General features: G+C 37.1%; 21 protein-coding genes. 16 read left to right on the forward strand and 5 right to left on the reverse strand.

What is annotated here, in order from left to right; genetic code table 11:
• Positions 1–6: 6 nt before the first annotated feature.
• From AMD00_RS00270 to AMD00_RS00295, 6 genes are all read left to right on the forward strand, one after another.
• Positions 7–1,176 carry an acyl-CoA dehydrogenase family protein gene (locus AMD00_RS00270; protein ID WP_053415109.1) on the forward strand — a complete coding sequence of 390 codons (1,170 nt, stop codon included), beginning with the start codon at positions 7–9 and terminating at the stop codon, positions 1,174–1,176.
• Positions 1,177–1,223: 47 nt separating this feature from the next.
• On the forward strand, positions 1,224–2,405 hold the full coding sequence (locus AMD00_RS00275) for a CaiB/BaiF CoA transferase family protein (RefSeq protein ID WP_053415110.1): 1,182 nt from the start codon (positions 1,224–1,226) through the stop codon (positions 2,403–2,405).
• Between the two features lie 59 nt (positions 2,406–2,464).
• Complete coding sequence (gene ahlS / locus AMD00_RS00280) at positions 2,465–3,298, forward strand: AhlS family quorum-quenching N-acyl homoserine lactonase (RefSeq protein ID WP_053415111.1); 834 nt, start codon at positions 2,465–2,467, stop codon at positions 3,296–3,298.
• A gap of 68 nt (positions 3,299–3,366) precedes the next feature.
• Positions 3,367–4,803, forward strand: coding sequence for an aldehyde dehydrogenase family protein (locus AMD00_RS00285; RefSeq protein WP_053415112.1), 1,437 nt, complete (start codon positions 3,367–3,369; stop codon positions 4,801–4,803).
• 14 nt (positions 4,804–4,817) lie between these two features.
• On the forward strand, positions 4,818–5,945 hold the full coding sequence (locus tag AMD00_RS00290) for a zinc-dependent alcohol dehydrogenase family protein (RefSeq protein WP_053415113.1): 1,128 nt from the start codon (positions 4,818–4,820) through the stop codon (positions 5,943–5,945).
• Between the two features lie 11 nt (positions 5,946–5,956).
• Positions 5,957–7,318 carry an MmgE/PrpD family protein gene (locus AMD00_RS00295; protein ID WP_053415114.1) on the forward strand — a complete coding sequence of 454 codons (1,362 nt, stop codon included), beginning with the start codon at positions 5,957–5,959 and terminating at the stop codon, positions 7,316–7,318.
• A gap of 48 nt (positions 7,319–7,366) precedes the next feature.
• Here the strand turns inward: AMD00_RS00295 and AMD00_RS24080 are convergent, their stop codons facing one another.
• Together AMD00_RS24080 and AMD00_RS00305 are read right to left on the reverse strand one after the other, a co-directional pair.
• On the reverse strand, positions 7,367–9,094 hold the full coding sequence (locus tag AMD00_RS24080) for a glycine betaine ABC transporter substrate-binding protein (protein ID WP_053415115.1): 1,728 nt from the start codon (positions 9,092–9,094) through the stop codon (positions 7,367–7,369).
• Between the two features lie 3 nt (positions 9,095–9,097).
• Complete coding sequence (locus AMD00_RS00305) at positions 9,098–10,303, reverse strand: quaternary amine ABC transporter ATP-binding protein (RefSeq protein WP_053415116.1); 1,206 nt, start codon at positions 10,301–10,303, stop codon at positions 9,098–9,100.
• A gap of 957 nt (positions 10,304–11,260) precedes the next feature.
• Here AMD00_RS00305 and AMD00_RS00310 point away from each other — a divergent pair.
• From AMD00_RS00310 to AMD00_RS00320, 3 genes are all read left to right on the forward strand, one after another.
• Entirely contained in the window at positions 11,261–12,007 is a 747-nt protein-coding gene (locus AMD00_RS00310; RefSeq protein WP_053415117.1) for an SDR family NAD(P)-dependent oxidoreductase, read from the forward strand.
• A gap of 146 nt (positions 12,008–12,153) precedes the next feature.
• A complete protein-coding gene (locus tag AMD00_RS00315; protein WP_053415118.1) occupies positions 12,154–12,744 on the forward strand; it encodes a TetR-like C-terminal domain-containing protein in 591 nt (196 codons plus the stop codon).
• A 39-nt stretch (positions 12,745–12,783) separates the two neighbouring features.
• Entirely contained in the window at positions 12,784–12,990 is a 207-nt protein-coding gene (locus AMD00_RS00320) for a hypothetical protein (RefSeq protein ID WP_053415119.1), read from the forward strand.
• Positions 12,991–13,306: 316 nt separating this feature from the next.
• On the opposite strand, the gene AMD00_RS23360 is transcribed toward AMD00_RS00320, so the two are convergent.
• Complete coding sequence (locus tag AMD00_RS23360; RefSeq protein WP_169786283.1) at positions 13,307–13,480, reverse strand: hypothetical protein; 174 nt, start codon at positions 13,478–13,480, stop codon at positions 13,307–13,309.
• 774 nt (positions 13,481–14,254) lie between these two features.
• Positions 14,255–14,611: a hypothetical protein gene (locus tag AMD00_RS00325; protein WP_053415120.1), complete on the reverse strand. Its 357-nt coding sequence runs from the start codon at positions 14,609–14,611 to the stop codon at positions 14,255–14,257.
• A gap of 578 nt (positions 14,612–15,189) precedes the next feature.
• Between AMD00_RS00325 and AMD00_RS00330 the strand changes: the two genes are divergently transcribed.
• Positions 15,190–16,815 carry a carboxylesterase/lipase family protein gene (locus tag AMD00_RS00330; protein WP_053415121.1) on the forward strand — a complete coding sequence of 542 codons (1,626 nt, stop codon included), beginning with the start codon at positions 15,190–15,192 and terminating at the stop codon, positions 16,813–16,815.
• 471 nt (positions 16,816–17,286) lie between these two features.
• Here the strand turns inward: AMD00_RS00330 and AMD00_RS00335 are convergent, their stop codons facing one another.
• Positions 17,287–17,640 (reverse strand): YxeA family protein, encoded by a 354-nt coding sequence (locus AMD00_RS00335; protein ID WP_053415122.1) that lies wholly within the window; start codon positions 17,638–17,640, stop codon positions 17,287–17,289.
• Positions 17,641–18,252: 612 nt separating this feature from the next.
• On the opposite strand from AMD00_RS00335, the gene AMD00_RS24225 reads away from it, so the two are divergent.
• The 6 genes from AMD00_RS24225 to AMD00_RS00365 all read left to right on the forward strand — a co-directional run bounded on the left by AMD00_RS24225 (position 18,253) and on the right by AMD00_RS00365 (position 23,969).
• Complete coding sequence (locus AMD00_RS24225; protein ID WP_227752144.1) at positions 18,253–18,375, forward strand: DUF3953 domain-containing protein; 123 nt, start codon at positions 18,253–18,255, stop codon at positions 18,373–18,375.
• Between the two features lie 529 nt (positions 18,376–18,904).
• The gene (locus AMD00_RS00345; protein WP_053415124.1) at positions 18,905–19,138 is read left to right on the forward strand and encodes a hypothetical protein; all 234 of its coding nucleotides are present in this window, start codon (positions 18,905–18,907) and stop codon (positions 19,136–19,138) included.
• 178 nt (positions 19,139–19,316) lie between these two features.
• Positions 19,317–20,102 (forward strand): 2,3-dihydro-2,3-dihydroxybenzoate dehydrogenase, encoded by a 786-nt coding sequence (locus AMD00_RS00350; RefSeq protein ID WP_053416731.1) that lies wholly within the window; start codon positions 19,317–19,319, stop codon positions 20,100–20,102.
• 58 nt (positions 20,103–20,160) lie between these two features.
• Positions 20,161–21,381 (forward strand): isochorismate synthase DhbC, encoded by a 1,221-nt coding sequence (dhbC, locus tag AMD00_RS00355; protein WP_083446164.1) that lies wholly within the window; start codon positions 20,161–20,163, stop codon positions 21,379–21,381.
• Positions 21,382–21,401: 20 nt separating this feature from the next.
• Positions 21,402–23,027, forward strand: a complete 1,626-nt coding sequence (locus AMD00_RS00360) for a (2,3-dihydroxybenzoyl)adenylate synthase (RefSeq protein WP_053415125.1) — start codon at positions 21,402–21,404, stop codon at positions 23,025–23,027.
• A gap of 27 nt (positions 23,028–23,054) precedes the next feature.
• Positions 23,055–23,969, forward strand: a complete 915-nt coding sequence (locus tag AMD00_RS00365) for an isochorismatase (RefSeq protein ID WP_053415126.1) — start codon at positions 23,055–23,057, stop codon at positions 23,967–23,969.
• Positions 23,970–23,979: the final 10 nt, after the last annotated feature.

Below are 23,979 nucleotides of genomic sequence, written 5' to 3' on the forward strand. Positions count from 1 at the left end.
TTTACGTTGTTATTAGCAGATGAAAAAGTGGCGTTTTTAGAAGAACTCCGTCAAAGTGTACGTGCTGTTTGTAAAGCATTTTCCGATACGTATTGGCGAGAAATTGATGAACATCAAGCATATCCAACCGAATTTGTGAAAGCGCTAACTGATGCAGGCTTTTTAGCAGCGCTCATTCCCGAAGAATATGGGGGTTCGGGCCTTGGTATTACAGAAGCCTCCGTTATTCTAGAAGAAATCAATCGTTCCGGAGGAAACTCCGGAGCGTGCCATGCCCAAATGTATACAATGGGAACCATTTTACGTCATGGTTCGGATAATCAAAAACGTATGTATTTGCCGAAAATTGCTGATGGAAGTTTACGTCTACAAGCATTTGGGGTGACAGAACCAAATACAGGTACGGATACTACAAATTTAAAAACTACAGCCGTGCGACAAGGCGATCACTATATTGTGAATGGTCAGAAGGTGTTTATATCTCGTACGGAACATTCAGATTTAATGATTTTACTCGTGCGTACAACCCCTGTTGAACAAGTAACTAAGAAGAGTGAGGGTTTGTCCGTGCTGTTAGTTGATTTACGGGAGGCAGTTGGAAATGGCCTTGAAATTCGGCCGATTAAGACGATGATGAATCATTCAACGACTGAGTTGTTTATCGAAAATTTAAAAGTGCCTGTAGAAAACTTAATTGGAGAAGAAGGGAAGGGCTTTCGGTACATTCTAGATGGTATGAATGCAGAACGTATATTAATAGCCTCAGAATGTATAGGTGACGGTCGCTGGTTTATTGAACGTGCTACAAACTATGCGAATGATCGTGTCATTTTTAATCGCCCTATCAGTCAAAACCAAGGTATTCAGTTTCCGATTGCTAGAGCATTTATCAATATTGAGGCGGCCGATCTCATGCGTGTTAAAGCAGCTCAACTTTTTGATGAGGGAAAATCATGTGGGGCAGAGGCGAATATGTCAAAGCTACTTGCAGCGGATGCGTCTTGGGAAGCGGCCAATGTCACATTACAAACACATGGTGGTTATGGCTTCGCTACGGAGTACGATATTGAACGTAAATTTAAAGAGACGCGATTATATCAGGTAGCACCTATTTCGACAAACCTTATTTTATCGTTTGTAGGGGAGCATGTTTTGAAAATGCCGAAATCTTACTAAGTGATGTTTTGAAATAGGAAAGTGTAACTGGAAGGGTGGTGAATTGAATGTTGCCATTACAAGGAATGCGAGTCATTGATGTCACGACGAACATTTCAGGTCCTAGCTTGACGATGATTCTAGCTGATCTTGGTGCGGAAGTTATTAAGATTGAACGTCCAGGTATTGGTGATGAAGCACGCAAAATGGCCCCACTTGTAAAAGAGGATGGAACATTTTTCTTGAATATTAATCGCAATAAAAAGTCAGTTGTATTAAATCTGCAATTACAAGAAGCAAAAGAAGTAATGTATGAACTAATACGTGATGCCGATATTTTTGTTGAAAATTATCGATTAGGAAAAGCCGATAAGTTAGGGCTTGGCTATGATACTTTGAAATCTTTAAATCAGGGTTTAATTTATTGTTCATTGACAGCATATGGTCAGAAGGGGCCCTCCAAACATAAACCAGGTTACGATGCTATTTTACAAGCCGAAACAGGTTTAATGAGTATGACAGGGAGCGATAAATTAGCACGTGTACCTGTATCGATTTTAGATCAAGGGAGTGCCGTGTGGGGTGCACTTGGAATTTTAGCAGCTCTTTTGCAGCGTAAAGAAAATGGACAAGGACAAAAAGTTGAAACTTCACTTTTTGAAACAGGAGTCTACTGGGTAGGTTATCATCTACTATCAACAATGTTAACTGGGCAAAATCCAGAAAAATTAGGTTCTAATCATGCTTCCTTCGCACCGTATGGGGCTTTTCAAACAGCAGATGTGCCGATCATGATAGGCATTTCTAATGATCGATTATTTGAAAAGCTCTGCGAAGTGGTAGAGAAGCAGCATTGGCTTAAAGATGAGCGTTTTACTTCAAACATATCGCGTGTTCAAAATCGTGGACTGCTCAATGAAAAACTAGCGGATATACTGCGAACAAAAAAAGCACACGACTGGCTCGCCGCTCTAGAGGAGCAAGGTGTACCTAGTGCTGTGATTCAGCAAATGACTGATGTAGCAATGCACCCACAAACATTGAGTAACAAAATGCTCATAGATGCCGAGCACCCAAACAATGGAAACATCCGCTTAACCCGCTTACCGATTACACTGTCATCAGTGGATTTGAAAGTCAGAAATACACCCCCAGTTCTAGGGGAGCATACAGTTGAAGTGCTGAAAGCTTTGGGAAAAAGCGAGGTAGAAATTGAACGTTTAATGAACATGCAAGCTTTGCAAAATTAACGCCAGATTTCTTTTTTTCGAATGTAGCTCTAAATAATTGATCAATTGGAGGAATGACTATGTGTAAATCGAAAGTGTATGTTTTAGACACAGGTTCGATGAAGATGGATAAAAACTATATGATTGCTATGCATAACCCAGCGAGTGTTGATAATCCTTCTCCCCCTGCAGAGTTTGTAGAGTTCCCAGTTTATGCTGTATTAATTGATCATCCTGAAGGGAAAATTCTGTTTGATACAGGTTGTAATCCTGATGGGATGGGAGAAGAGGGACGCTGGCCACAAGGTGTACAAAAGCTGTTCCCAGTTTTCCAAAGTGAGGAATGCTACTTAATCAATCGTTTAGAACAACTAAAGGTACGTCCAGAGGATATTAAATATGTTGTCGCATCTCATCTGCATTTAGATCATGCCGGTTGCTTAGAGCTATTTACGAATGCCGAAATCATTGTCCATGATTCTGAGTTATCTAATGTTATGAAAACATTTGCTATGACACGTGATATGGGTGCTTATATATGGGGTGATGTAGAAGCATGGATAAAAAATCAGCTTCGCTGGCGCACAATTCAGCCACATGAAAAAGAAGTGGAGCTTGTGAAAGGTATCAAAATCTTAAACTTTGGTCCAGGACATGCGTATGGCATGCTTGGTTTGCATATTGAGTTGCCAGGTACAGGTAATCTTTTGCTTGCTTCAGATGCTTTATATACAGCAGAGAGCTTAGGACCACCCGTCAAGCCACCAGGTATTATTTATGATTCTGTGGGCTATAGTAGCTCAGCAGAGCGTATCCGAAAGCTTGCTGAACAAAATAATTCAACGATTTGGTTTGGTCATGATGCAAATCAGTTTAACTCATTTATTAAATCAACCGAAGGCTATTACGAGTAACTCTATAACAACCCTAAGGCCACTATTGTCTTAGGGTATTTTTATAAAATACAGAGGAGGATTAAAAAATGATTGAATCATGTTCTTTTATTAGAGGTGTTGAAATTAAAGGTGATTTACGTGAAGAAATTGAAGTGCGTAATCCTTATAATAATGAGCTAATTGGAATAGTCAGTTGTGCTACGACTAGCGATGTGAAACTTGCAGTTGAAGTAGCTCATGAAATATACCAACAAAAAATGAAATCAATGCCAGCACATGAACGCAGCGCTATTTTACGCCGAGCTGCGGATCTACTCGAAATACAAGCACCAGATTTTGCGAAGACGTTAGCACAAGAAGCAGGCAAGCCGATTGTAGAAGCAAGAGGTGAAGTTGCTAGAGCTATTCAAGTATTACGCTTTGCTTCTGAAGGGGCAAAAAATTTAAACGGGGAACAAATTGTCTTAGATAATGCACTTGGTGGTGAAGGGCAAATAGGTATAGCAAAACGGGTACCAATTGGAGTTATTGCAGCAATTACACCATTCAATTTCCCGTTAAATATGTCCCTTCATAAAGTTGCACCTGCCATCGCAGCAGGTAATACTATCGTGTTAAAACCAGCAGAAAAAACGCCATTATCAGCTATAAAGTTATATAAATTATTTGAACAAGCTGGTTTACCAAAGGGGGCGTTTAATTTATTAAATGGTCCTGGAGAACAATTAGTAGAAACATTAGTAACACATCCACTTGTTAAAAAGGTGACATTCACAGGTAGTAGTACCGTTGGGTGGCAAATACAAGAGATGGCGAAAGGGAAAAAAATTACGTTAGAACTTGGCTCCAATGCACCTAATATCGTATTTGAAGATGCAGATATCGATCATGCAGTCAATGCGATTGCAATGGGGGGCTTCACATTTGCAGGGCAGGCATGTGTTTCAGCACAACGTATTTTTGTTCATCAGACAGTGTATAAGGAATTTATAAAAAAGATTGTTGAAAAAGTATCTAATTTGAAAATGGGAGATCCACTTGATGAATCAACAGAACTTGGACCGATGATTACAGAAGAGGCAGCAAAACGTGCAGAAGACTGGGTAGATGAAGCAGTTGCACAAGGAGCAGTTGTACTGACTGGTGGGAAGCGTCATGGGACAATGATGCAAGCAACCATTCTAGATCATGTTCGATTTGATATGAAAGTAGTTTGTGCCGAAGTATTTGCACCAATAATTTCTATCATACCATTTACTAAAGAAGAAGATGTCATCAACTGGGCGAATGATTCAGAATTCGGCTTACAGGCTGGTATCTTTACAAATAATATTAATCGTGCACTTCGTGTAGCAGATCAATTGGAAACCGGTGGAGTATGGATAAATGAAGTTTCTGTCAAGCGCTATGATCATATTCCATATGGCGGTGTAAAAAAGAGTGGCGTTGGCAAGGAAGGTATTCAATATTCGATTGAAGGTATGACAGAGTTGAAGTTTATCGGTATCAATATCTTAACGTAAAGGGGAGGTTACCAATGAAAGTAAAATCAGCTATTTTACGTGCATCTGGTGTTCAAAAACCATATGCAAAAAGTCGACCAATTCATATTGAAACTGTAGAGCTAGATTCACCAGAAGTAGGAGAAGTGCTTGTTCAAATTAAAGCAGCAAGTCTTTGTCACTCGGACTTATCCGTTATTGACGGTAGTCGCCCACGACCTCTTCCAATGGCACTTGGACATGAAGCGGCAGGTATTGTTGTCGAAGTAGGCGCAGGTGTGACAGCATTCTCACCTGGCGATAAAGTGGTTTGTGTTTTTGTACCAAGTTGTGGACACTGCATTCCATGTTCTGAAGGTCGTCCGGCACTTTGTGAACCAGGCGCTGTTTCAAATGGAGCAGGGACATTAATTAGTGGAGGCATTCGCATTCATACTGAAACAGAGGATGTCAATCACCATGTAGGTGTCTCTGCTTTTTCTGAATACGCAGTAGTATCAGAGAATTCTTTGGTGAAAATTGATGAAGATTTGCCATTTGAAAAACTCGCGTTGTTTGGTTGTGCGGTTATTACTGGTGTAGGTGCGGTCGTGAATACGGCAAATGTGAAGCTCGGTAGTACGGTAGCTGTTATCGGCCTTGGAGGTATTGGCTTAAGCGCATTGCTTGGTGCAATTGCGGCAGGTGCTAGCGAAGTGATTGCGATTGATATTAATGAGAAAAAGCTAGTGCAAGCAAAAGAACTGGGTGCTACGGCTGTCTTTAATTCAAGGGACTTAGATGTCGTTGAACAAGTCAAAAAGTATACGAACGGTGGTGTCGATTATGCATTTGAAACAGCTGGAGCAGTAGCAGCTTTGGATGTTGCATATGCTGTAACAAAGCGCGGCGGTATAACGACAACAACGGGTTTACCACATCCAGAACATCAATTTTCTTTTCCTTACGTGACATTAACAGCAGAAGAAAAGACGTTAAAGGGATCGTATGTAGGTAGTTGTGTGCCAAAACGTGATATTTCACGTTATATTGAGCTTATGAAACAAGGACGTTTGCCTGTAGATGAGCTAATGTCGAACATTATTACCCTCGAAGATATTAACGAAGGCTTTGATTTACTAGCAACTGGGAATTCATCACGCATTATTATTAAAATGGATTAGGAGGCAAATGTGTGGGGTTTAGCAATCAAATCGCAAACTACATTGTGGGTTTATCATATGAGCAGTTACCGAAGGAAGTCGTTACATTTACAAAACGGTGTATCCTAGATTATTACGCATCTGCTCTTAAAGGACGAGACGGGGTACCAATTCAAATGATTCACGAACTCATTCGTGAAATGGGTGGTGTACAGCAAGCAACAACAGTTACTAATGTTAAAAATTCAGTGTTGAATGTAGCATTATTAAATGGTGCGGCAAGTCATATTATTGAACTTGATGATATTCATAAGGCATCTATAGTACATGCTGCAACAGTTGTAATGCCAGCCGCAGTCGCAGTTGCTGAGTGGAAAAGGCTTTCTGGGAAAGATCTCATCACAGCGATTGTCGCAGGGTATGAAGTGGCATATCGAATTGGGGAAACAGTGTCACCATCACATTATTTTTACTTCCATAATACAGCTACATGTGGAACTTTTGGTGCTACAGCGGCAGTTGCGAAGCTACTGAAGTTAAATGAAAATCAAATTGTCGACGCGTTAGGTAGTGCTGGTACACAAGCAGCTGGTCTTTGGGAATTTATTGAAGATGGGGCAATGTCTAAGCAACTTCATCCAGGGAAAGCGGCAATGCACGGTGTTTTAAGTTGTTTACTTGCACAAAAAGGATTTACTGGCGCGAAGAAAATTTTAGAAGGAAACCGAGGCTTTTTTGAAGCTATGAGTGAACAGCATGATGTGACCAAGATGACAGAAGGTTTTGGTGATAGCTTTAAAATTATTGAAAACTCATTTAAAATACATGCTTCTTGCCGTCATACACATCATGTAATGGATTTACTAATTGAATACCATAAAGGACATAACGTGAATTTAAAAGAGATAAAGAAAATCGTAATCTCAACTTATAAAGTAGCATTGGATATAACGGATAATCCATCACCTGAAACGATTTATGCTGCAAAATTTAGTATTCAGTTTTGTGCGGCCCTTGCGCTAATAACTGGTAGCGGAGGTTATCATGCATTTACAGAACAAATATTGCACGATCCTACAATTCGCGCAATAGTAGAAAAAATTGAAGTTCAAGTAGATAAAAAAGTAGATGCTGCATATCCGAAAGAATGGGGTACAAATGTGTCGATACATTTTAATGATGGTTCGATTTATAAAGCTAAAACGAGCTATCCAGTTGGAGATCCAGAAAATCCAGTGTCTACAGATGCATTAGTTGAAAAATTTATGACTCTTACAAACGATTTACCTTTCGAACAAAGAGTGCAAATCGTAAAAACAATCCTTAATTTAGAACAATATACCGTAAAAGAACTAGTAGCTACGGTGCATCGGAAGATTGAAGCCGTAACTTAAATAAACAAAAACCCAAAATAGTGGATACTATTTTGGGTTCGTTTTCTTCTATTTTAAATCTTCAATCGAATCAATATCTACATATTTAGGAACTACAATACCATTTTTTGTTCCTTTTAAGTTTGGTCCTAAATTAACTAAATCTTTTTTGTATGATTCATAATAATCTTTGTGTGTACTTGGTAACCATGCTGCCACCATTGCATCAACACTTCCGTTTGCAACACCTGCAAACATCGGGCCAACCTCAACTTGGCTCAATTTTACTTTATAGCCGTTTTGCTCAAGTACTTTCGCAATGACATTTGTACTAGCAATTTCAGTGTCCCAAGCAACATAAACGAGTTTGATCTCTTCGCCATTACCCGCTTGTGCTCCTTTCGTCCATTTAGCTACTTTATCAGTATTTGCTTTAATCCATTTGTCAGCTGCTTCTTTTGGATCCATACCACCTGATACATCTACCATTACTTTCTCCATATCACTTGTGTCCCAAGAGAATTGATCAAGTATTGTATATGCACCTGGAGCATCTTCTTTTAATCCTTTTCGTACGAGTGTATTAATTTCTTCTGCGCCACCAAATGTCCCATTAGGATCATCGAGATATTTTAAATCGAAGGAAGCAAACATCCAGTGTGGAGACCAACCTGTAATAATAATTGGTTCTTTCTTTGAATATGCTTTTTTCAATTCAGCAACCATTGCGGCAGAAGAACCTTCAACAAGCGTCCAATTATCTAATTTATAATCTTTCATCGCCGTTTTTGCTTGTGCCATTAGTCCAGCGCCAGGTTCAATACCAATAATTTTATAATTTGTCGATTCACCAATTGCAGAACCAGTACCTTTAATAGTGTCCTCTTTTGTAAATGTATTAAATAATGCAGCAACTACAATGAGGATACCGACGATACTAAGGACGATTTTACGACTTACAAGTTTTTCATATGCAGGTTTACGGATGTTTTGCGTAATGCGGTCTAAAATGATGGCAATGAACACAATAGAAAGACCTGCTTCAAAACCTTGTCCAACATTTATCTGACTCACCGCACGGTAAACATCTGCACCAAGTCCAGGCGCACCTACTAATGAAGCAGTAACAACCATTGATAGGGCAAGCATAATACTTTGGTTAATACCTGCTAATATGGTTGGTGTTGCTAAAGGTAATTGAACTTTAAATAATTTTTGACTAGATGTTGAGCCGAATGCATCTGAGGCTTCAATCAAATCTTTTGGTACTTCTTGAATACCGAGATTCGTCATTCTTATAGCAGGCGCAATCGCGAAAATAAATGATGCAACAATACCTGGCACTACACCAATTCCGAAAAATAGTATCGAAGGAATAAGATAAACAAATGCAGGCATTGTCTGCATAAAGTCTAAAATAGGTGTAACGATATTTTGTACAGTTTTATTTTGGGCACACCATATACCGATAGGAATACCAAGTAAAATGATAAAGAATCCTGATACTAACACAATCGCTAAAGTTTGAATCGTTGAATCCCAATAACCTAAGTTATCAACTAATAACAAACTCACTACAGTAAATATACCTAATGGCCATTTACTGGTGTAGCCGACTAGTAAGGCTAACACAATAATTAAAACAATCGGGGGACCTACACTTAATACGTCAACAATTATATTTAACAGTCCATCGATTAAATTTGTAAAGAATGAAAACAGTGCAGCAAACGTGACTGTGATCCAATCTACTAAAGAATCTACCCATTCACCTAATGGAATTTTTGTCATATTCATCGTTTACTCACTCTCCAAATCGTTCAAGGAATCTTTGTTACCAGCTAATGCACCTATGACAGCTCCGCGAATAACAATTCCTTTGATTCTGTGTTTATCATCTACGACTGATATTGGAAGTGCGGAGGTTGCCATAACATCCATTAAGTCAACAAGGAGTGCATCTTCAGGTACTGTTGGTACTTCGGTTGTCATGACTTCTGATATTGATAAGTTTTGATCAATTGCTTGGCGTGCTTGTTCGGCAGAGATAGCCCCAAGTAATTTTTGCTTACGATCCACTACAAATATACTTGAATAACCTTCTTTACGCATGATCTCTAGAGCAACACGTGGACCTCTATCGACACCGATTTTCTCTGGTCGTTTCATAATATGTGAAGCTGTTAAGACTTTAGATAAATCGACATCTTCAACGAATTTTTCAACAAATTCATTTGCTGGGTTCATCATGATTTGTTCCGGTGTACCAAGTTGGATGATGCTACCGTCTTTCATTAAAGCAATACGGTCACCAATTCTTAGTGCTTCGTCTAAATCATGTGTAATAAAGATAATCGTTTTTTTGAAATTCTCCTGAATCTCAAGTAGTTCATCTTGCATGTCTTTACGGATTAATGGATCTAGTGCACTAAATGCCTCATCCATCAGCAAGATATCGGTGTCACTAGCAAGTGCGCGAGCAAGACCTACCCTTTGTTGCATACCACCGCTTAGTTGTGAAGGTAATTGATGCTCATACCCTTTAAGTCCAACGATTTCTAAAGCTTGCATAGCCTTCTCACGTCGATCTTTTATAGGTTTCTTTTGGATCTCAAGCCCAAATTCAGTGTTTTCTAAAATTGTTTTGTGGGGGAAAAGAGCAAAGTTTTGAAATACCATACTAATTTTCTGTTGTCTTACTTCTCTCAGACGGGAAGCACTCATTTTTACAATATCTTCATTATCAATTAGGATCTCACCAATGGTTGGGGCAATCAGACGATTAAACATTCGGATTAACGTAGATTTACCACTACCAGACAAGCCCATAATTACGAAGATCTCTCCAGGGTAAATACTAAAGTTCACTTTATTTACACCTAATGTTTGTCCAGTCTCTTTCAAAATTTCTTTTTTAGAACGACCTAATTCTAAAAGCTCCAGTGCTGCTTTGGGAGACTTACCAAAAATCTTTGATACGTTTCTTACTTCTACAAAAGGATCCATTTAAACACCTCGTTCTTAATATTCTTTTTGAAAACAGAAGCAGTCATGAAATAACGATTATTAAATTTAATTATCTTGAAAAATAAATAAGAAGTTATTGATTTATCATGTGCGAAGTTGACCAAATCAATCCTTCTTACTTGAATTTCCAATTGTTTAATAAAGTAAATGGAAATTAGTCATTATATTTATGCTTGCTTTACTCATATTTTTACCAATTATTGATATGTGTTGATGATGAGGGTAAAGAAAAAAGGGGAAAAACAACATCAAATAAGGGATTTTTTTATGGGCAAAATAGAGTGTTTACTTTATTACTATATCGTTTACTAAACTTCATTTCAAATGATAGCCGTACTTAGATCTATTGATTTCAATAACTTTTTCGCAGTACTGAAATATTTGAAATATAATATAAACGTTGGTGTGTATGTGATTATGGCTTTTTTATCAGCAAATTTAATAGATAGAATAATAGATGAAATATATTTGTAAAATGTGAGTTTAGACCTATTTAATTTTCCGGGGTAAAATACTAGTTTGCAATGGTGTATAAATGGATATTTTTATTTTTGAAAGATGGATAAATAGCTAAAAATTAGCAAGTGATAAATTGAATATTTTTACTTATATGTAATTTGATTTTTTGCCGAAATGGAAAATAAAAAACGATGATTTTGATTGCTTATTAATAAAATTGAATGAAGAGTTACTATTAATAGTGCGACAGTTTCAACGACTAGGACTGAACTCTTTCTATTAACAACGAATTATCTAAAATACTTATGTATAATTCAACCATTTATATAGGTCCTTCATTTTCTAGGTTAGTTATTATGGTATTCAAAAATACCCTTATTTGCTATTTCAGAAAATTCGTGTTATAAAGATAGCGGAAACTATTTTTCATTGTGTAAAATAGTTTGTTTAATTACATATTAATTGGAGGTCTTTTATATGGGACGTTTAAGCGGTAAAGTGGCAATTATTACAGGTGCAGCATCAGGTATGGGTGCTAAAGAATGTGAGTTATTCGCTAAAGAAGGAGCATGTGTAGTTGCTACTGATATTCAAGAAGAACTTTTAAATGAAGTAGTTGAAGCAATTAATGCAGCTGGCGGTCAGGCAATTGCATTTAAGCATGATGTAACTTCAGAAGAACAATGGAAAGAAGTTGTAGCTTTAACTGTTGAGAAATTCGGTAAAGTAAATATTCTTGTTAATAATGCTGGTGTGTCTTGCACGAGTGTAATTGCTAATATCGAGATGTCTGAATGGAATAGAGTAATGGATATTAACTTAAATAGCTGTGTACTTGGTATGAAATATGCTGTTCCTGAAATGCAGAAAAACGGCAGTGGTTCAGTTGTTAATATTTCTTCTATTGGTGGACTTGTGGGGATGGCAGGCTCAAGCCCTTACACAGCTTCTAAAGGAGCATTGCGTGTATTATCAAAAGCTGCTGCAATTGAATACGGTAAAGATAAAGTTCGTGTAAACTCAGTACACCCGGGAATTATCGTTACTCCAATGACAGAGCCACATATGGGACCTGCTATGCCTTATTATGAAGCACATACTCAACTTCCTTATATGGGTAACCCAGAAGATGTTGCGTACGGTGTATTATTCTTAGCGAGTGATGAGGCACGTTTTGTTACTGGTTCAGAACTTGTTATCGATGGTGGATGGACTGCACTTTAATCTTTAATTTGATAGAAAAGGGCTGATTATTCAAAGTCAGCTCTTTTTTTTATGAGTAATTTTGTTTGAATTAAGTTATTTCGCTTTTTCATATTATTTTTTGTATAATATTGGAATACGTACATTGATCGGGGGTATTGCGACTAATGAAAGAAGGATTGGATCCAAGAGAAATAAGAAGCTTAGAAAGTATTAAAAATGCATACTTTAATATGCTCACTTCTTCAGAAACTATTTCTATTAAAACACTCTGTGAAAGTGCTAATATTACACGTCCGACATTTTACAAACATTATTCGTCTATTAATGAACTAATGGATAAATTTTCTGAAGAGATGTTAAATGATTTAACATCACATATTGCAGTTCAGCAAAAAATGGCCATTCGCGATTTAAGTTCAACCAACTTACCTGAAAACATGGTGTCCTTATTTAAACACATTAAGGATAATCATTCTTTTTATGAAAGGTTCTTATTACAAAATCGTAAGACAAAATTTGCGAAAGAATTTAAGCGTATTATTCGTTCTTTTGTAGAAGAAGGTATAGGAGCGGCACAAGAATCAGGTATGACAGTAATAGTACCTAAAGATATACTGATTCAGTATGCTACCGGTGCATTTTTAGAAGTAATCATCTCGTGGTTAGCAGACCTTGATAGGTATACGCCAGAAGAGCTCACAGAAATCCTTTTGAAAATCTCAATTTCTGGTCCTTATATAGAAGATATTAGCTAGTTTAATATAGGAAGAATTCATTTTTAAGGAGTGTCTCTTATGTGGCCATTCAATAAAAAACGTAAAGAAAATAAAAGTATTAGCCTAAAGAAAGAAGCTGATTATTCACTAGCTGGTAGCAATAATGAAGTAACAAATACAGGTTTTTTTGCCTCCGTATTTGGTGATTCATCTAATTCATGTGGAAGTTCTTCAGCAAGTTCGGATTCTTCTGATTCAGGATCTTCTTGTGGCGGTGGGGACTAAAAAAATATTGAGCAGTTTTATTAAATCACCTCTTTGGTTTTTCTTTGAGGTGATTTTTCTAATTTAATGGAAATAAAAAATATTGGAGGAGTGTGTTTGGAATTAATTACGAGTAAGCTTTATTCTTATGATTGAGACTTTAGCCTATTCTACGCGAATTTCTGGTACAAGGGTAATATTACCTTCCTAAGCTTTACATTTAGTTTATTAATTCGACAATTCTTTTTTGGGGCATATTTGACCTTAACAGTGTAATGATTTTTACACCTACAACAAAAAAAGAACTGCCCTAAAAAGCACAGTTACTTGTAAAAGTTTATTTGATAGCTTTAAAAAAAGCTTTACCTTTGTTGTAGACAAATCTTTCCCATTTAGCTAACATACCATTACCATTCTCGCCACGTGCTATTTCTAAAGCGTGATTTTTGTGGAAATCTAATACCCGTTTATTATGCTCTTTTTGCCGTTGGTGCAAAATATTACTTTTCATTTTTTAATCTCCTTTTCAACTAGTCTTTTAATTATATGATTGGTATGGATAAATGAAAAGTAATTTATATTAAGTCGATTGAATAGAAATTGATAGCTAATTTTAGTATGTTGCGGGAAGCGTTGGCTGAATTAGCTGATTAAATTTTTTGAAGACGAAGAAGTAATTTGATGTATGAAGAATAATTCTAGGATCGATCGAGAAAACAGAAAAGGGTGTGAATCAATGTTAATTAAAGGTCATATTGTCAATATTCCTAAGTTATATTGGAGTGAGTTACTATAATATTTTTTTGATTGGCAATTGCAATACTTAAGCGTAACTGAAGCTGAAGATTTTGGGCGATATGTATTTGTCTTATGTCTAAGTTTTTGCCAAGGATTTATTTACATTTTATTAATTAGGTTGTTAGTCTCTTTATTAAAAAATATATTTATTAATAAAAAGCAGAATTCTTCATCATAAGTGGTTGCTATAATGAACAGCAACTTCAAAAATATAAAGAGGCACTTCTTAATGCTTCAAAAATTATCTCTTTAACTAAAGGATAAGCATCTCACGCATTACAGATTTGAATGGAAGTTAAGGGGAGACAACACTTTTAGGGGTTTATGTGCTATTTCAATTAACAAATACTTCTTTTTTAATCAATAGTTTTAAAAGAAGTACAGACAGAATATAAAGTTCTTGCTACTTTAGACCCATTCCTAATCAGTCTATCAAAACGAGTTTTCTCCTTAAGTTTATTTAGCATGCGATTAATTGTCTCTCCACTTACAGTCTCTCTACAATAATTGTATAGTCTTTTAATGTGGAGGATTTAATTATACTTTTTACAATGGACTCCATTTCCTTTTTAACCGAATTAAAATATTCTTCCTTTCCTTCAACTTGTATCAACAATTCTTTATTTGAATTCATTTTTACAACAAACCCCTCGTATTTTTCATGTAGTTTTTCACTTACTCTTTTCAAGGTAGTTATATTGAGTACTTCTTCTTTAGTAGCTAAAGGTTCTTGTTTCTCTTTAGTTGGTACAGAAGTATCAACTTCTAAAGGTTTATATAACAGGCTAAATGAGGCTATTCCCACTATAAGTATTCCAGCAATAATCAATATCCTTTTTAACAAATAATCCCTCCCGTAAAGAAGGTATGCCCTATATCACCTCAAAATGCCACGAAAACATAATGTCTTTCTGTATGTGTGTATTCTGATGAATCAAAATGGCTAATGGTTGTACTCTTACAATTATTTATTTTTTGCTACGCAATTTCTTTTCAGTAATGAGTGATGAGATAAAAACGCATATTGGTATTTTGATAAGTATCATTATAAAAAAACTAACTTTTCTAAGTATATAGGTGGTAAGTTTACTGTTTAAAGAAGTAATGACTCGGGTAATGAGAAAAATGATAAAGAAAATAGTGAAAACTTCTTTACGTATATAATTCGGTTGTGAACTATATTGAAAGAATAGAAGAAATTAAGGTATAACCGTAATACATAAATATACTAAAGTTTCAAAACTTCTTGTACCTTGTGATTTAGTATATATTCGGGCGTAATAGATAGAACAGTGCTTTATTAAATAGTAAATGATAAAGAAAAAAACAAGGTATGTGTTTGTATTGTTCTATCCAAATTCATTAAAAACTTTGTATCAATTTTAAAAAAATAATAATAGTAAATAAATTGGAGGAGTAAGAATGAACGGTGAAGTTATTCAAACACGCTATGGAAAAGTAATCGGAATACCATCAGATACGCAAGGTGTAACTGTATTTAAAGGGGTACCAATTGGTGCAGACACGGGGAAAGAAAATAGATTTCGTGCTCCTCAGCCTCCAGAATCTTGGGAGGGTATAAGAGGCTGTGATCATTATGGAGATCGTTTTTTGCAAAATCCAGATCCAAATTGCCAAGGAACATTTTGGTATAGTGAATTTAACTATGCTTCAGAATATAGACCATCAATAAGTGAAAACGGTCTAGTAGTAAATATTTATCAACCAGAAGTACAAGATGGAAGAAAGTTACCTATATATGTTTGGATTCATGGTGGTGCAGGTAATTATGGTAGTGCATCTGATATTAAATTTGATGCAACAAAACTAGCTGCAAAAGGTGTTATCGTTGTATTAGTTCAATATCGATTAGGTTTCCTTGGATGGTTGACGTTACCTGAACTGTGTGAAGAAAATGAGCATGGTGTGTGTGGTAACTACGCTGTACTTGATAATATATTTGCATTGCAATGGGTTCAAGAAAATATCGAAGCTTTTGGTGGGGATAAAAATAAAGTTACTATTGGTGGGCAATCTGCAGGTGCTATGCAGGTTATGAATCTCCTACGTTCACCACTTGCAAAAGGTCTTTTCCAACGCGCTATCATTCAAAGTGGATTAACTGGACTCCTAAATGACCCAGGCGCTATGGGAAAAGTACTTGGAATGAGAGAACCATTTCCTACAGTAGAAGAAGCTGTCTCTCTTTCAAAAGAAGCTATTCGTGAATCGTTTGGTCGCGATGTTACGTTGAAGGAGCTTCGGGAAATGGAAATGGAGGAATTCTTGAAACCGCCAGTTGCTAAAAATGTTGAAAAGGGAGTAATGCAGTCCGCAACTATTTTGGAAGACTTAGCTGACAGAATACAAGGAACGGTACTTGATGGTTATGTGTTCAATGAGGAGTCTATTGACCTTATGAATCAGAGAAATATTGAAGGTATAGATATTATTATGGGTGGAACTACAGATGAAATGACATCCTTGATGGCAGTTAATTCTACAGAAATCCCAACTTCAAATGAGATATTAATTACAAAACTTAAAGGGATGTATGGAGAGGACATCCTGTCTCTTTACCCAACTTCAACAAAAGAAGAAAGCTATGCTTCTTTTTTACGTGCCTTCAGTGATGATGGGTTACAGAGATTGTTATTATCAGCCGGGCTGAACCAAGTGGCTAAAAAACCTTATGTTTATTCCTTTGCTCATGTAGCTCCAGGTAAAAATGAAGATTTTTATGGAGCCTATCACTCTGGAGATTTATGGTTTACAATGGGTTCTCTAAAGCCCGGGAGAGCTCATAGAGAATGGAGAGAACAGGACTGGGGGATGATGGATGTTATTACAGATTATTGGTCTAGATTCATTAAAACTGGAAATCCAAATAAGGAAAGTTTATCTGAATGGATACCTTGTGATGAAAAAGATGGATATCCATTCATGCAGTTTAAGAGTGGGCAAGCAAATCTAATAACTACAAGTGGAGAAGAAAAAAGAGAAAAGTACTTAAGAAATATTATATTAGAAAGTTTGATTTTAAAATAAATTTTAAAATAATAAGTTTAATTTTCGAGGGCCGAATAGTTAAACATAAGCCCTAAACTAAATTTTTGATTAGTTTAATCTCATTACTTAATGGTATATCATTATTACCTATTGATTGAAATTGCGAAATAGAAGTGCAGACTACCAAATTGTTTAGAAACATTAAATGAAATAGATAATTGAAAACATATATTTAAACAGAAAAAATAACCAAAGAATGGCTATTTAATCGGTGTTTAAGCAAGAAGACTCCATATGTATTTGACTCCATCCCATATAGCTAAGGCTAAGATAAGTGTTAGGATACCTTTAAATATATCTTTCATGTGGACACCTCCATAGAAGTCTTATTTAAATATTTACGAAAGAAAGTTCTAAAAGTTTCATTTTGATAATTTCATTGAAACACAGTAAGTTTCTTCGCATTTCGCACATTATAGGTCCCTCTAGAAAAAAACGGTTCCATAAGTCTTATTTGAGCTTGTCTCGGATAATGGAGGGAGTATCATTCAGCTGCACTTCTTCCCAGGCTTTCACATAAGTTCTCTTTGTATCAACTTTTAAGTATGCTCCCTCACGTAATTGTTTACCGGCAGTGAAAGTAATCTTTATTTTCTTGCCATCTTCATTAATTCCGTCTAAGGTATACTCGTATGTTTTTTGATCAATCGTTTTTCCAATTTGATCAATCTTTACAAAAACATCCTTTTGATGAATAAAAGGGTTTAACATATCCGCAAGCTCGTTTTTAACCAAAAGAGACATAAACAATATTATAATAACTGCTACAATCAGCGTTCCAATTGCTATCTTTAATGCTTTCATAGTAGAATTCCTCCTTATTTTCTTCTTTCTTACATTTTATAAGAAATAAAAAGTAGTAGCCTTCGATTAGAGTTACAAATTAAACGAAGAAGTTACGATATTGTCACTTTCTACGTAAGTACGGTCTAATATCTGCAGTTCATCATACAAAATAGTGATTCTCGGAAAATAAATGGGATAATGTCCATCCTTGCATTATTTATTTTTTGTTTCCATTTACATTTTTAAACTAACTGGTGCTTTAGTAGAAAAACTTTGAGCTGTTCAGACAGCTTTTTTTATTCACCTAATGGGGGGGAGTTGAATGGGAAATGTTATAATTTGGATGTAAGCAAAGAGAAAGAGTATTTCTATAGTCGATTAGTTAAACAAAAGGAAGTTTTGATAAAGGATGTTTTCTAAAAGTTGCTATACAACTAAAGAAGCAGTTATGTATAAAAAAGATACCTTTTGAAGGTGGCAGATTATTAGTTGGGGGTTATAAAAATGGCAGCAAAAAAGTTTGATATTTTAATGTTATTTCAAATAATTTTTTCAATCCTTGTTATGTTAATTAGTATTTACAGTAAGGTTACGGAAAACTACAACTTACTACCATTGATGTTAATACTTATGAGTGTAATGTTACTTATAATAGGATTACGAGAATATAAAAGAACACAGAGTTTATTGTGGGGTGTCTTCTATTTATGTACTTCGTTATTCATTTTATTCGTTGCGTTTAAAGGTTTTTGATTAATTAAATAGAAGTGATATTAAACTAAAGGGGCAGGAAGGTATTCATTTTTGAAGAACCGGAAGTCTATAAATAGCAGCCGGTTCTTTTTGAAAAAAAAGTACGAAAAAATATTTTTATTTTCATCAATTAGCGAGGGATATATACCCTCGCTTTTTTATTTTCGTACAACAAAGAAGGACTTTCAGAATCCACTAATTTCACAAATAATTGTCTTGCAGAAGAACAGAGTCTTAGTTTTTCCACAAGTTGAGATAGGTTATTTTGTACTTAGTATTAGTAGTAATAGACTCATAATGTGCAGATTTACTATCTCCATACTCCATCTTCGTGTTTATTCTGCAATTCACAATAATCAGCTATATCATCACTATAGATACTAGTAAAATCCTGTATTAATTTAAACAGGGTTTTTCTTTTTTGGGTTTTGTTAATTTAGTTAAATTCCAATCATGTTACTCCAGAAAAGTGCTATTTAGTTGAAGAAGAAGGAAAAATAAATTGAGGAGGAAGAGGTTTCTTTCCCTGTTGAATCAAGGCGATGGGGATATTTTCTTATTGCTAGGAGTAGGGGGGCAAGAAGGCACCCGTAATGCGCACATGAATGAAAATGCGCAGGAGTTATCAATACATTTATTGGATGTGCACCTTTCTATTTTGCCACTTTTGATTAAAAAGTCCTTACGCTTTCCTTTGAAGGGAACAAATCTGGTAAATAATAGGACTTTATTAGTGAATCACTGGATTGTACTTGACCATTAACTATTTAATATATATCATTACCTGTATGTTCCAATTGATAATGATTATCATTATTATTTAGGATATTGCAATTTACAGTAATAGTTAATGGATTAAGTCATGAATCTCCCGTTTATGAGGGAGATGGTAATTGGGCTACTATAAATTGAACTTTTGGATTAGGAAAGGAAGTGTCAGTGTGGACTTTTTAGAATGTAGTGGGAAAGTTGCACTTGTAACGGGCGGTGCTCAAGGTATCGGTGCAGCAGTCGTCCAGGCTTTAGCAACGCGGGGTATGATGGTGGCGGCAATTGATTATAATGCCGAAAAGCTAAATGGCTACGTAAATGAATTGAAGTCTCAAAGGTTGGACGTATATGCCTTTCCAGCGGATGTAAGTGATAGTCACGCAATCATTAGCATAGTTGATGAAATTGAACGTGATATTGGTCCAATAGAGATACTGGTCAATGTAGCAGGTGTGTTGTGTACAGGAATGATCGAATCATTTAGTGACCAAGATTGGGCAAAAACCTTTGCTGTCAATTCCACTGGTGTTTTTAATGTCTCCCGTTCAGTGAGCAAATACATGATAACTAGAAAAAGAGGTTCGATTGTCACTGTGGGTTCAAATGCAGCAAGCGTCCCAAGAATTTCATTAGCTGCGTATGCTGCTTCCAAGGCAGCTGCCGTCATGTTTACTAAGTGTTTAGGGTTGGAATTGGCTAAATATAATATTCGCTGTAACATCGTCTCACCTGGATCTACTGATACTGAGATGCAATGGTCGATGTGGAACGATGAAATTGGCGAACAAGATGTTATTAATGGGATGCCTGAGACATTCAAAGTAGGGATACCACTGAACAAAATAGCTATGCCTTCGGATATAGTCGACGCCATTCTATTTTTCATATCTAATCAATCGAACCATATTACGATGAGTAATTTATGTGTGGATGGTGGGGCCACTTTAGGTGCTTGACAAGGACCGTTCATTATAAGGTTGAATATTACATGAATTTGGAGGGTTTTAAAAAATGATGAAGATTAGAGAGAATTCAACTGTTTTGAAAAAAGAGTTGTTGGACGATTACAAGGAAGGTGACTTTTTTCTGGCGACGCCTTCCCAAACATTACTTGGAAAAGGTTCCTTTCTGACAGTTCCAAGTGATAAGGAGAACCGTAATCAAATGAAAAGCCTTGCAGAACGAGTGGCGGCTGTATTAAAAACTGCAAAAGAGCAAGGTCATGCCAATCCAATGGTAACTGGTGCCGTACCCTTCGATTATAGAAAGGATGCCCAACTGATAGTACCCGCAAATATATGGTCATCAGTCCCAATGCAAGACAAATGCACCGACCAGCCTACGAAAACGAAGAAGCCTATTTATGAAATCAAATCGGTACCGGAGCCTTCTCAATATATGGCAGGTGTGGAACGGGGCCTTACTCATATTAAAAGCGGTCATCTTGACAAAATTGTACTATCAAGATCCTTGCACCTTACTTCATCAGAAACGGTGAATATCAATCGGTTACTTCAAAATTTGGCATGCCACAATAAGAATGGTTATACCTTTGCCGTAGATTTACCTCAGTCGGAATCGAAAATAGTGGATTCCCTAATCTCGAAAACCCTTATTGGGGCTAGTCCTGAATTGCTTGTTTCAAGAACAGGATTAGAAGTTGTGGCAAACCCTTTGGCGGGTTCTAGGCCAAGGAGTGATGATCCAATCGAAGATAAGAGACGAGCGAGCGAGTTACTCTCTTCCACTAAGGATTTACATGAACATGCTGTTGTTGTCCATGCCGTAGCAGAAGCTCTACGACCATTTTTCAAAAAGATAGATGTACCAGAAAGACCAATAGTGATACATACCGAAACCATGTGGCACCTTTCTACAGAAGTAACAGGAGAGCTTGAAGATCCTGCAACTTCCTCGTTGGAGCTAGCAATCGCGCTTCATCCGACTCCTGCCGTTTGTGGCTCACCGTCTGACTTGGCCCGAGTAGCCATTCAGGAAATCGAACCGTTCGATCGTGGATTTTTCACGGGTATGGTCGGCTGGTGCAATGCAGAAGGAGACGGCGAGTGGATCGTTACCATTCGGTGCGCGGAGGTGGAAAAACAAACTCTTCGCTTATTCGCTGGGGCAGGGGTAGTTGCAGAATCGAAACCAGAAGAGGAATTGGCGGAAACTTCAGCTAAATTTCAAACGATGCTGCGTGCAATGGGAATAGATGCAAAGTCATTAAACTAAAGTATGTAGGGGGATAAAGAATGTTAGCAGGGTGTTCTTCTTGGCCTAAAGATTATTCAGATTTATATAAAAGGGAGGGATGTTGGAAAGGGGAAACCTTCGGGGAAATGTTGCGTGATCGTGCCCAGAAACAAGGTAATAGAATCGCCGTTACATGCAGAGACAGAAACGTGAGCTATGCGGAATTGGATAATAGGGCTGATCATTTGGCTGTAGGATTACAGGAACTGGGGATAAAGAAAATGGACAGGGTAGTCGTCCAGCTTCCCAACTTAATCGAGTTCTTTGAAGTTTGTTTTGCATTATTTAGATTAGGCGCTTTGCCTGTGTTTGCACTTCCTTCACATCGAAGCAGTGAAATTAACTATTTTTGCGAGTTCGCTGAGGCGGTTGCCTACATCATCCCTGATAATCACGCTGGTTTCGATCATCGTACTCTAGCAAGAAGTGCAAAAGATAAGAATGAAAAATTAAAAGTTATTGTCACGGGTGATGCAGAGGAATTTGTGAATTTGGCGGATTTATATATTGATTCCCCTAAAAAAGTTGAAGCAAAAGTGGCTTCAAGTGACATTGCCTTTCTTCAATTATCCGGCGGAAGTACAGGTCTATCAAAACTGATCCCAAGAACACATGATGATTATATATACAGTTTGCGGGTTAGCGCCGAAATTTGTCAGTTAGACAAGGATAGTGTATATCTGGCCGTGCTACCAATCGCCCATAACTATCCACTGAGCTCGCCAGGTATTTTTGGCACGCTATATGCGGGAGGCAGGGTGGTCCTTTCATCTGGCCCTAGTCCTGACGAAGCATTTCCGCTTATTGAAAAACAAGGCGTGACGATTACTGCTCTTGTACCGCCCCTTGCCTTGAGGTGGCTTGATGCGATATCCACCCGTGACCATGATTTATCCAGCCTCCAAGTCCTGCAGGTTGGAGGAGCGAAGTTTAGTGCGGAAGCTGCTCGTCGGATATATCCTGCTTTTGGCTGTAAGTTACAACAAGTATTTGGCATGGCTGAAGGACTAGTTAACTATACAAGATTAAACGATCCAGAAGAGATAATCATCAATACTCAAGGCAGGCCGATGTCGAAATATGATGAAATTCGTATTGTTGATGAGGAAGACAGGGATGTTGAGCAGGGAAAAGTAGGGCATTTGTTAACCAGAGGCCCTTATACCATCCGTGGTTACTACAAAGCCGAAGAGCATAATGCGAAGGCATTCACATTGGACGGATTCTACCGAACAGGTGATTTAGTAAGTATGACCTCTACCGGCTATATAGTTGTAGAAGGCCGAGATAAGGACCAAATCAACCGTGGCGGAGAAAAGATTGCCGCTGAGGAAGTTGAAAATCATCTCTTGGCACATGATGCGGTACATGATGTAGCCATCGTTTCCATGTCCGATGATTATTTAGGGGAGAGATCATGTGCCTTTGTGATACCGCGTCAGAAGGCCCCTACGGCAAAGGAACTTAAACAATTCCTGAAGGAGCGGGGACTTGCGACTTTTAAAATTCCTGATCGAATAGAGTTTACCAATTCTTTTCCAAAAACGCCTTTAGGAAAAGTGAGTAAAAAAGCATTACGACAAATTATATCAGATAAACTGAACAATCGAATTACGCTGAAGTAAATAAAAAACAATAGAAGGAGTGATTTGATGGCTATTCCTGCTATCACACCGTATGCAATGCCTGTGGAATCCGAGTTACCAAAAAATAAAGTTTCGTGGAAAGTAGATCCGTCGCGTTCGGTACTTCTTGTTCATGATATGCAACAATACTTCCTAGATTACTATACAGTAACCGAATCACCGATAACGGAACTGATATCGCATATACAGTCAATAAAAAGTCGTTGCGTAGAACTAGGCATCCCTGTCGTTTATACAGCACAACCGGGCAATCAAAACTCTGAGGATCGCGCACTGCTTACCGATTTTTGGGGTCCAGGGCTTGATGACGATATCAATCAAACAAAAGTCGTTGACGAGGTTGCTCCAAGCGAGGATGACATTGTCCTTACTAAATGGCGTTATAGTGCATTCAAGCGGACAAATCTTCTCGAAATGATGAAGGAGCAAGGCCGTGATCAACTTATTATTTGTGGCGTATATGCACATATTGGCTGCCTTCTGACAGCAAGTGAGGCCTTTATGCTGGATATAAAACCATTTTTGGTATCTGATGCAGTAGCGGACTTTTCATTAGAAGAACATAAAATGGCGATTAAATATGCAGCTGAACGCTGTGCTGTAACAATTTCTACATCTCAGTTGCTTGAACAATTGAAAAGCGGAGAGCAAGTATTGGCTGGGACCTCACAAGAAAATGATGAGCATTGTTTGACTTTGGATGGTCTAAGGATTCAAATCGCTGAACTCCTAGGTGAATCACCATCGGATATCGGTGACAACGAGGATATAGTGGATATAGGTATGGATTCGATAAGAATGATGACCCTTGTTGAAATTCTAAGAGGAAAAGGGGCAGAGATAAATTTCATGCAGATGGCTGAAAAACCTACGATTGCCGCCTGGTGGGAACTATTATCTTCACAAAAGGTGTTAGCTTGAATTAAAAATA

Origin of the sequence: Viridibacillus arvi (assembly GCF_001274945.1) — a bacterium.
Taxonomy (GTDB): domain Bacteria; phylum Bacillota; class Bacilli; order Bacillales_A; family Planococcaceae; genus Viridibacillus; species Viridibacillus arvi.

What these genes read in the sequence shown, in the direction of transcription:
- AMD00_RS00275 (WP_053415110.1), top strand. Translation starts at nt 1,224, where the DNA reads ATGTTGCCATTACAAGGAATGCGAGTCATTGATGTCACGACGAACATT.
- ahlS (WP_053415111.1), top strand. Translation starts at nt 2,465, where the DNA reads ATGTGTAAATCGAAAGTGTATGTTTTAGACACAGGTTCGATGAAGATG.
- AMD00_RS00285 (WP_053415112.1), top strand. Translation starts at nt 3,367, where the DNA reads ATGATTGAATCATGTTCTTTTATTAGAGGTGTTGAAATTAAAGGTGAT.
- AMD00_RS00290 (WP_053415113.1), top strand. Translation starts at nt 4,818, where the DNA reads ATGAAAGTAAAATCAGCTATTTTACGTGCATCTGGTGTTCAAAAACCA.
- AMD00_RS24080 (WP_053415115.1), bottom strand. Translation starts at nt 9,094, where the DNA reads ATGAATATGACAAAAATTCCATTAGGTGAATGGGTAGATTCTTTAGTA.
- AMD00_RS00305 (WP_053415116.1), bottom strand. Translation starts at nt 10,303, where the DNA reads ATGGATCCTTTTGTAGAAGTAAGAAACGTATCAAAGATTTTTGGTAAG.
- AMD00_RS00310 (WP_053415117.1), top strand. Translation starts at nt 11,261, where the DNA reads ATGGGACGTTTAAGCGGTAAAGTGGCAATTATTACAGGTGCAGCATCA.
- AMD00_RS00315 (WP_053415118.1), top strand. Translation starts at nt 12,154, where the DNA reads ATGAAAGAAGGATTGGATCCAAGAGAAATAAGAAGCTTAGAAAGTATT.
- AMD00_RS00320 (WP_053415119.1), top strand. Translation starts at nt 12,784, where the DNA reads ATGTGGCCATTCAATAAAAAACGTAAAGAAAATAAAAGTATTAGCCTA.
- AMD00_RS23360 (WP_169786283.1), bottom strand. Translation starts at nt 13,480, where the DNA reads ATGAAAAGTAATATTTTGCACCAACGGCAAAAAGAGCATAATAAACGG.
- AMD00_RS00330 (WP_053415121.1), top strand. Translation starts at nt 15,190, where the DNA reads ATGAACGGTGAAGTTATTCAAACACGCTATGGAAAAGTAATCGGAATA.
- AMD00_RS00335 (WP_053415122.1), bottom strand. Translation starts at nt 17,640, where the DNA reads ATGAAAGCATTAAAGATAGCAATTGGAACGCTGATTGTAGCAGTTATT.
- AMD00_RS24225 (WP_227752144.1), top strand. Translation starts at nt 18,253, where the DNA reads ATGAGTGTAATGTTACTTATAATAGGATTACGAGAATATAAAAGAACA.
- dhbC (WP_083446164.1), top strand. Translation starts at nt 20,161, where the DNA reads ATGAAGATTAGAGAGAATTCAACTGTTTTGAAAAAAGAGTTGTTGGAC.
- AMD00_RS00360 (WP_053415125.1), top strand. Translation starts at nt 21,402, where the DNA reads ATGTTAGCAGGGTGTTCTTCTTGGCCTAAAGATTATTCAGATTTATAT.
- AMD00_RS00365 (WP_053415126.1), top strand. Translation starts at nt 23,055, where the DNA reads ATGGCTATTCCTGCTATCACACCGTATGCAATGCCTGTGGAATCCGAG.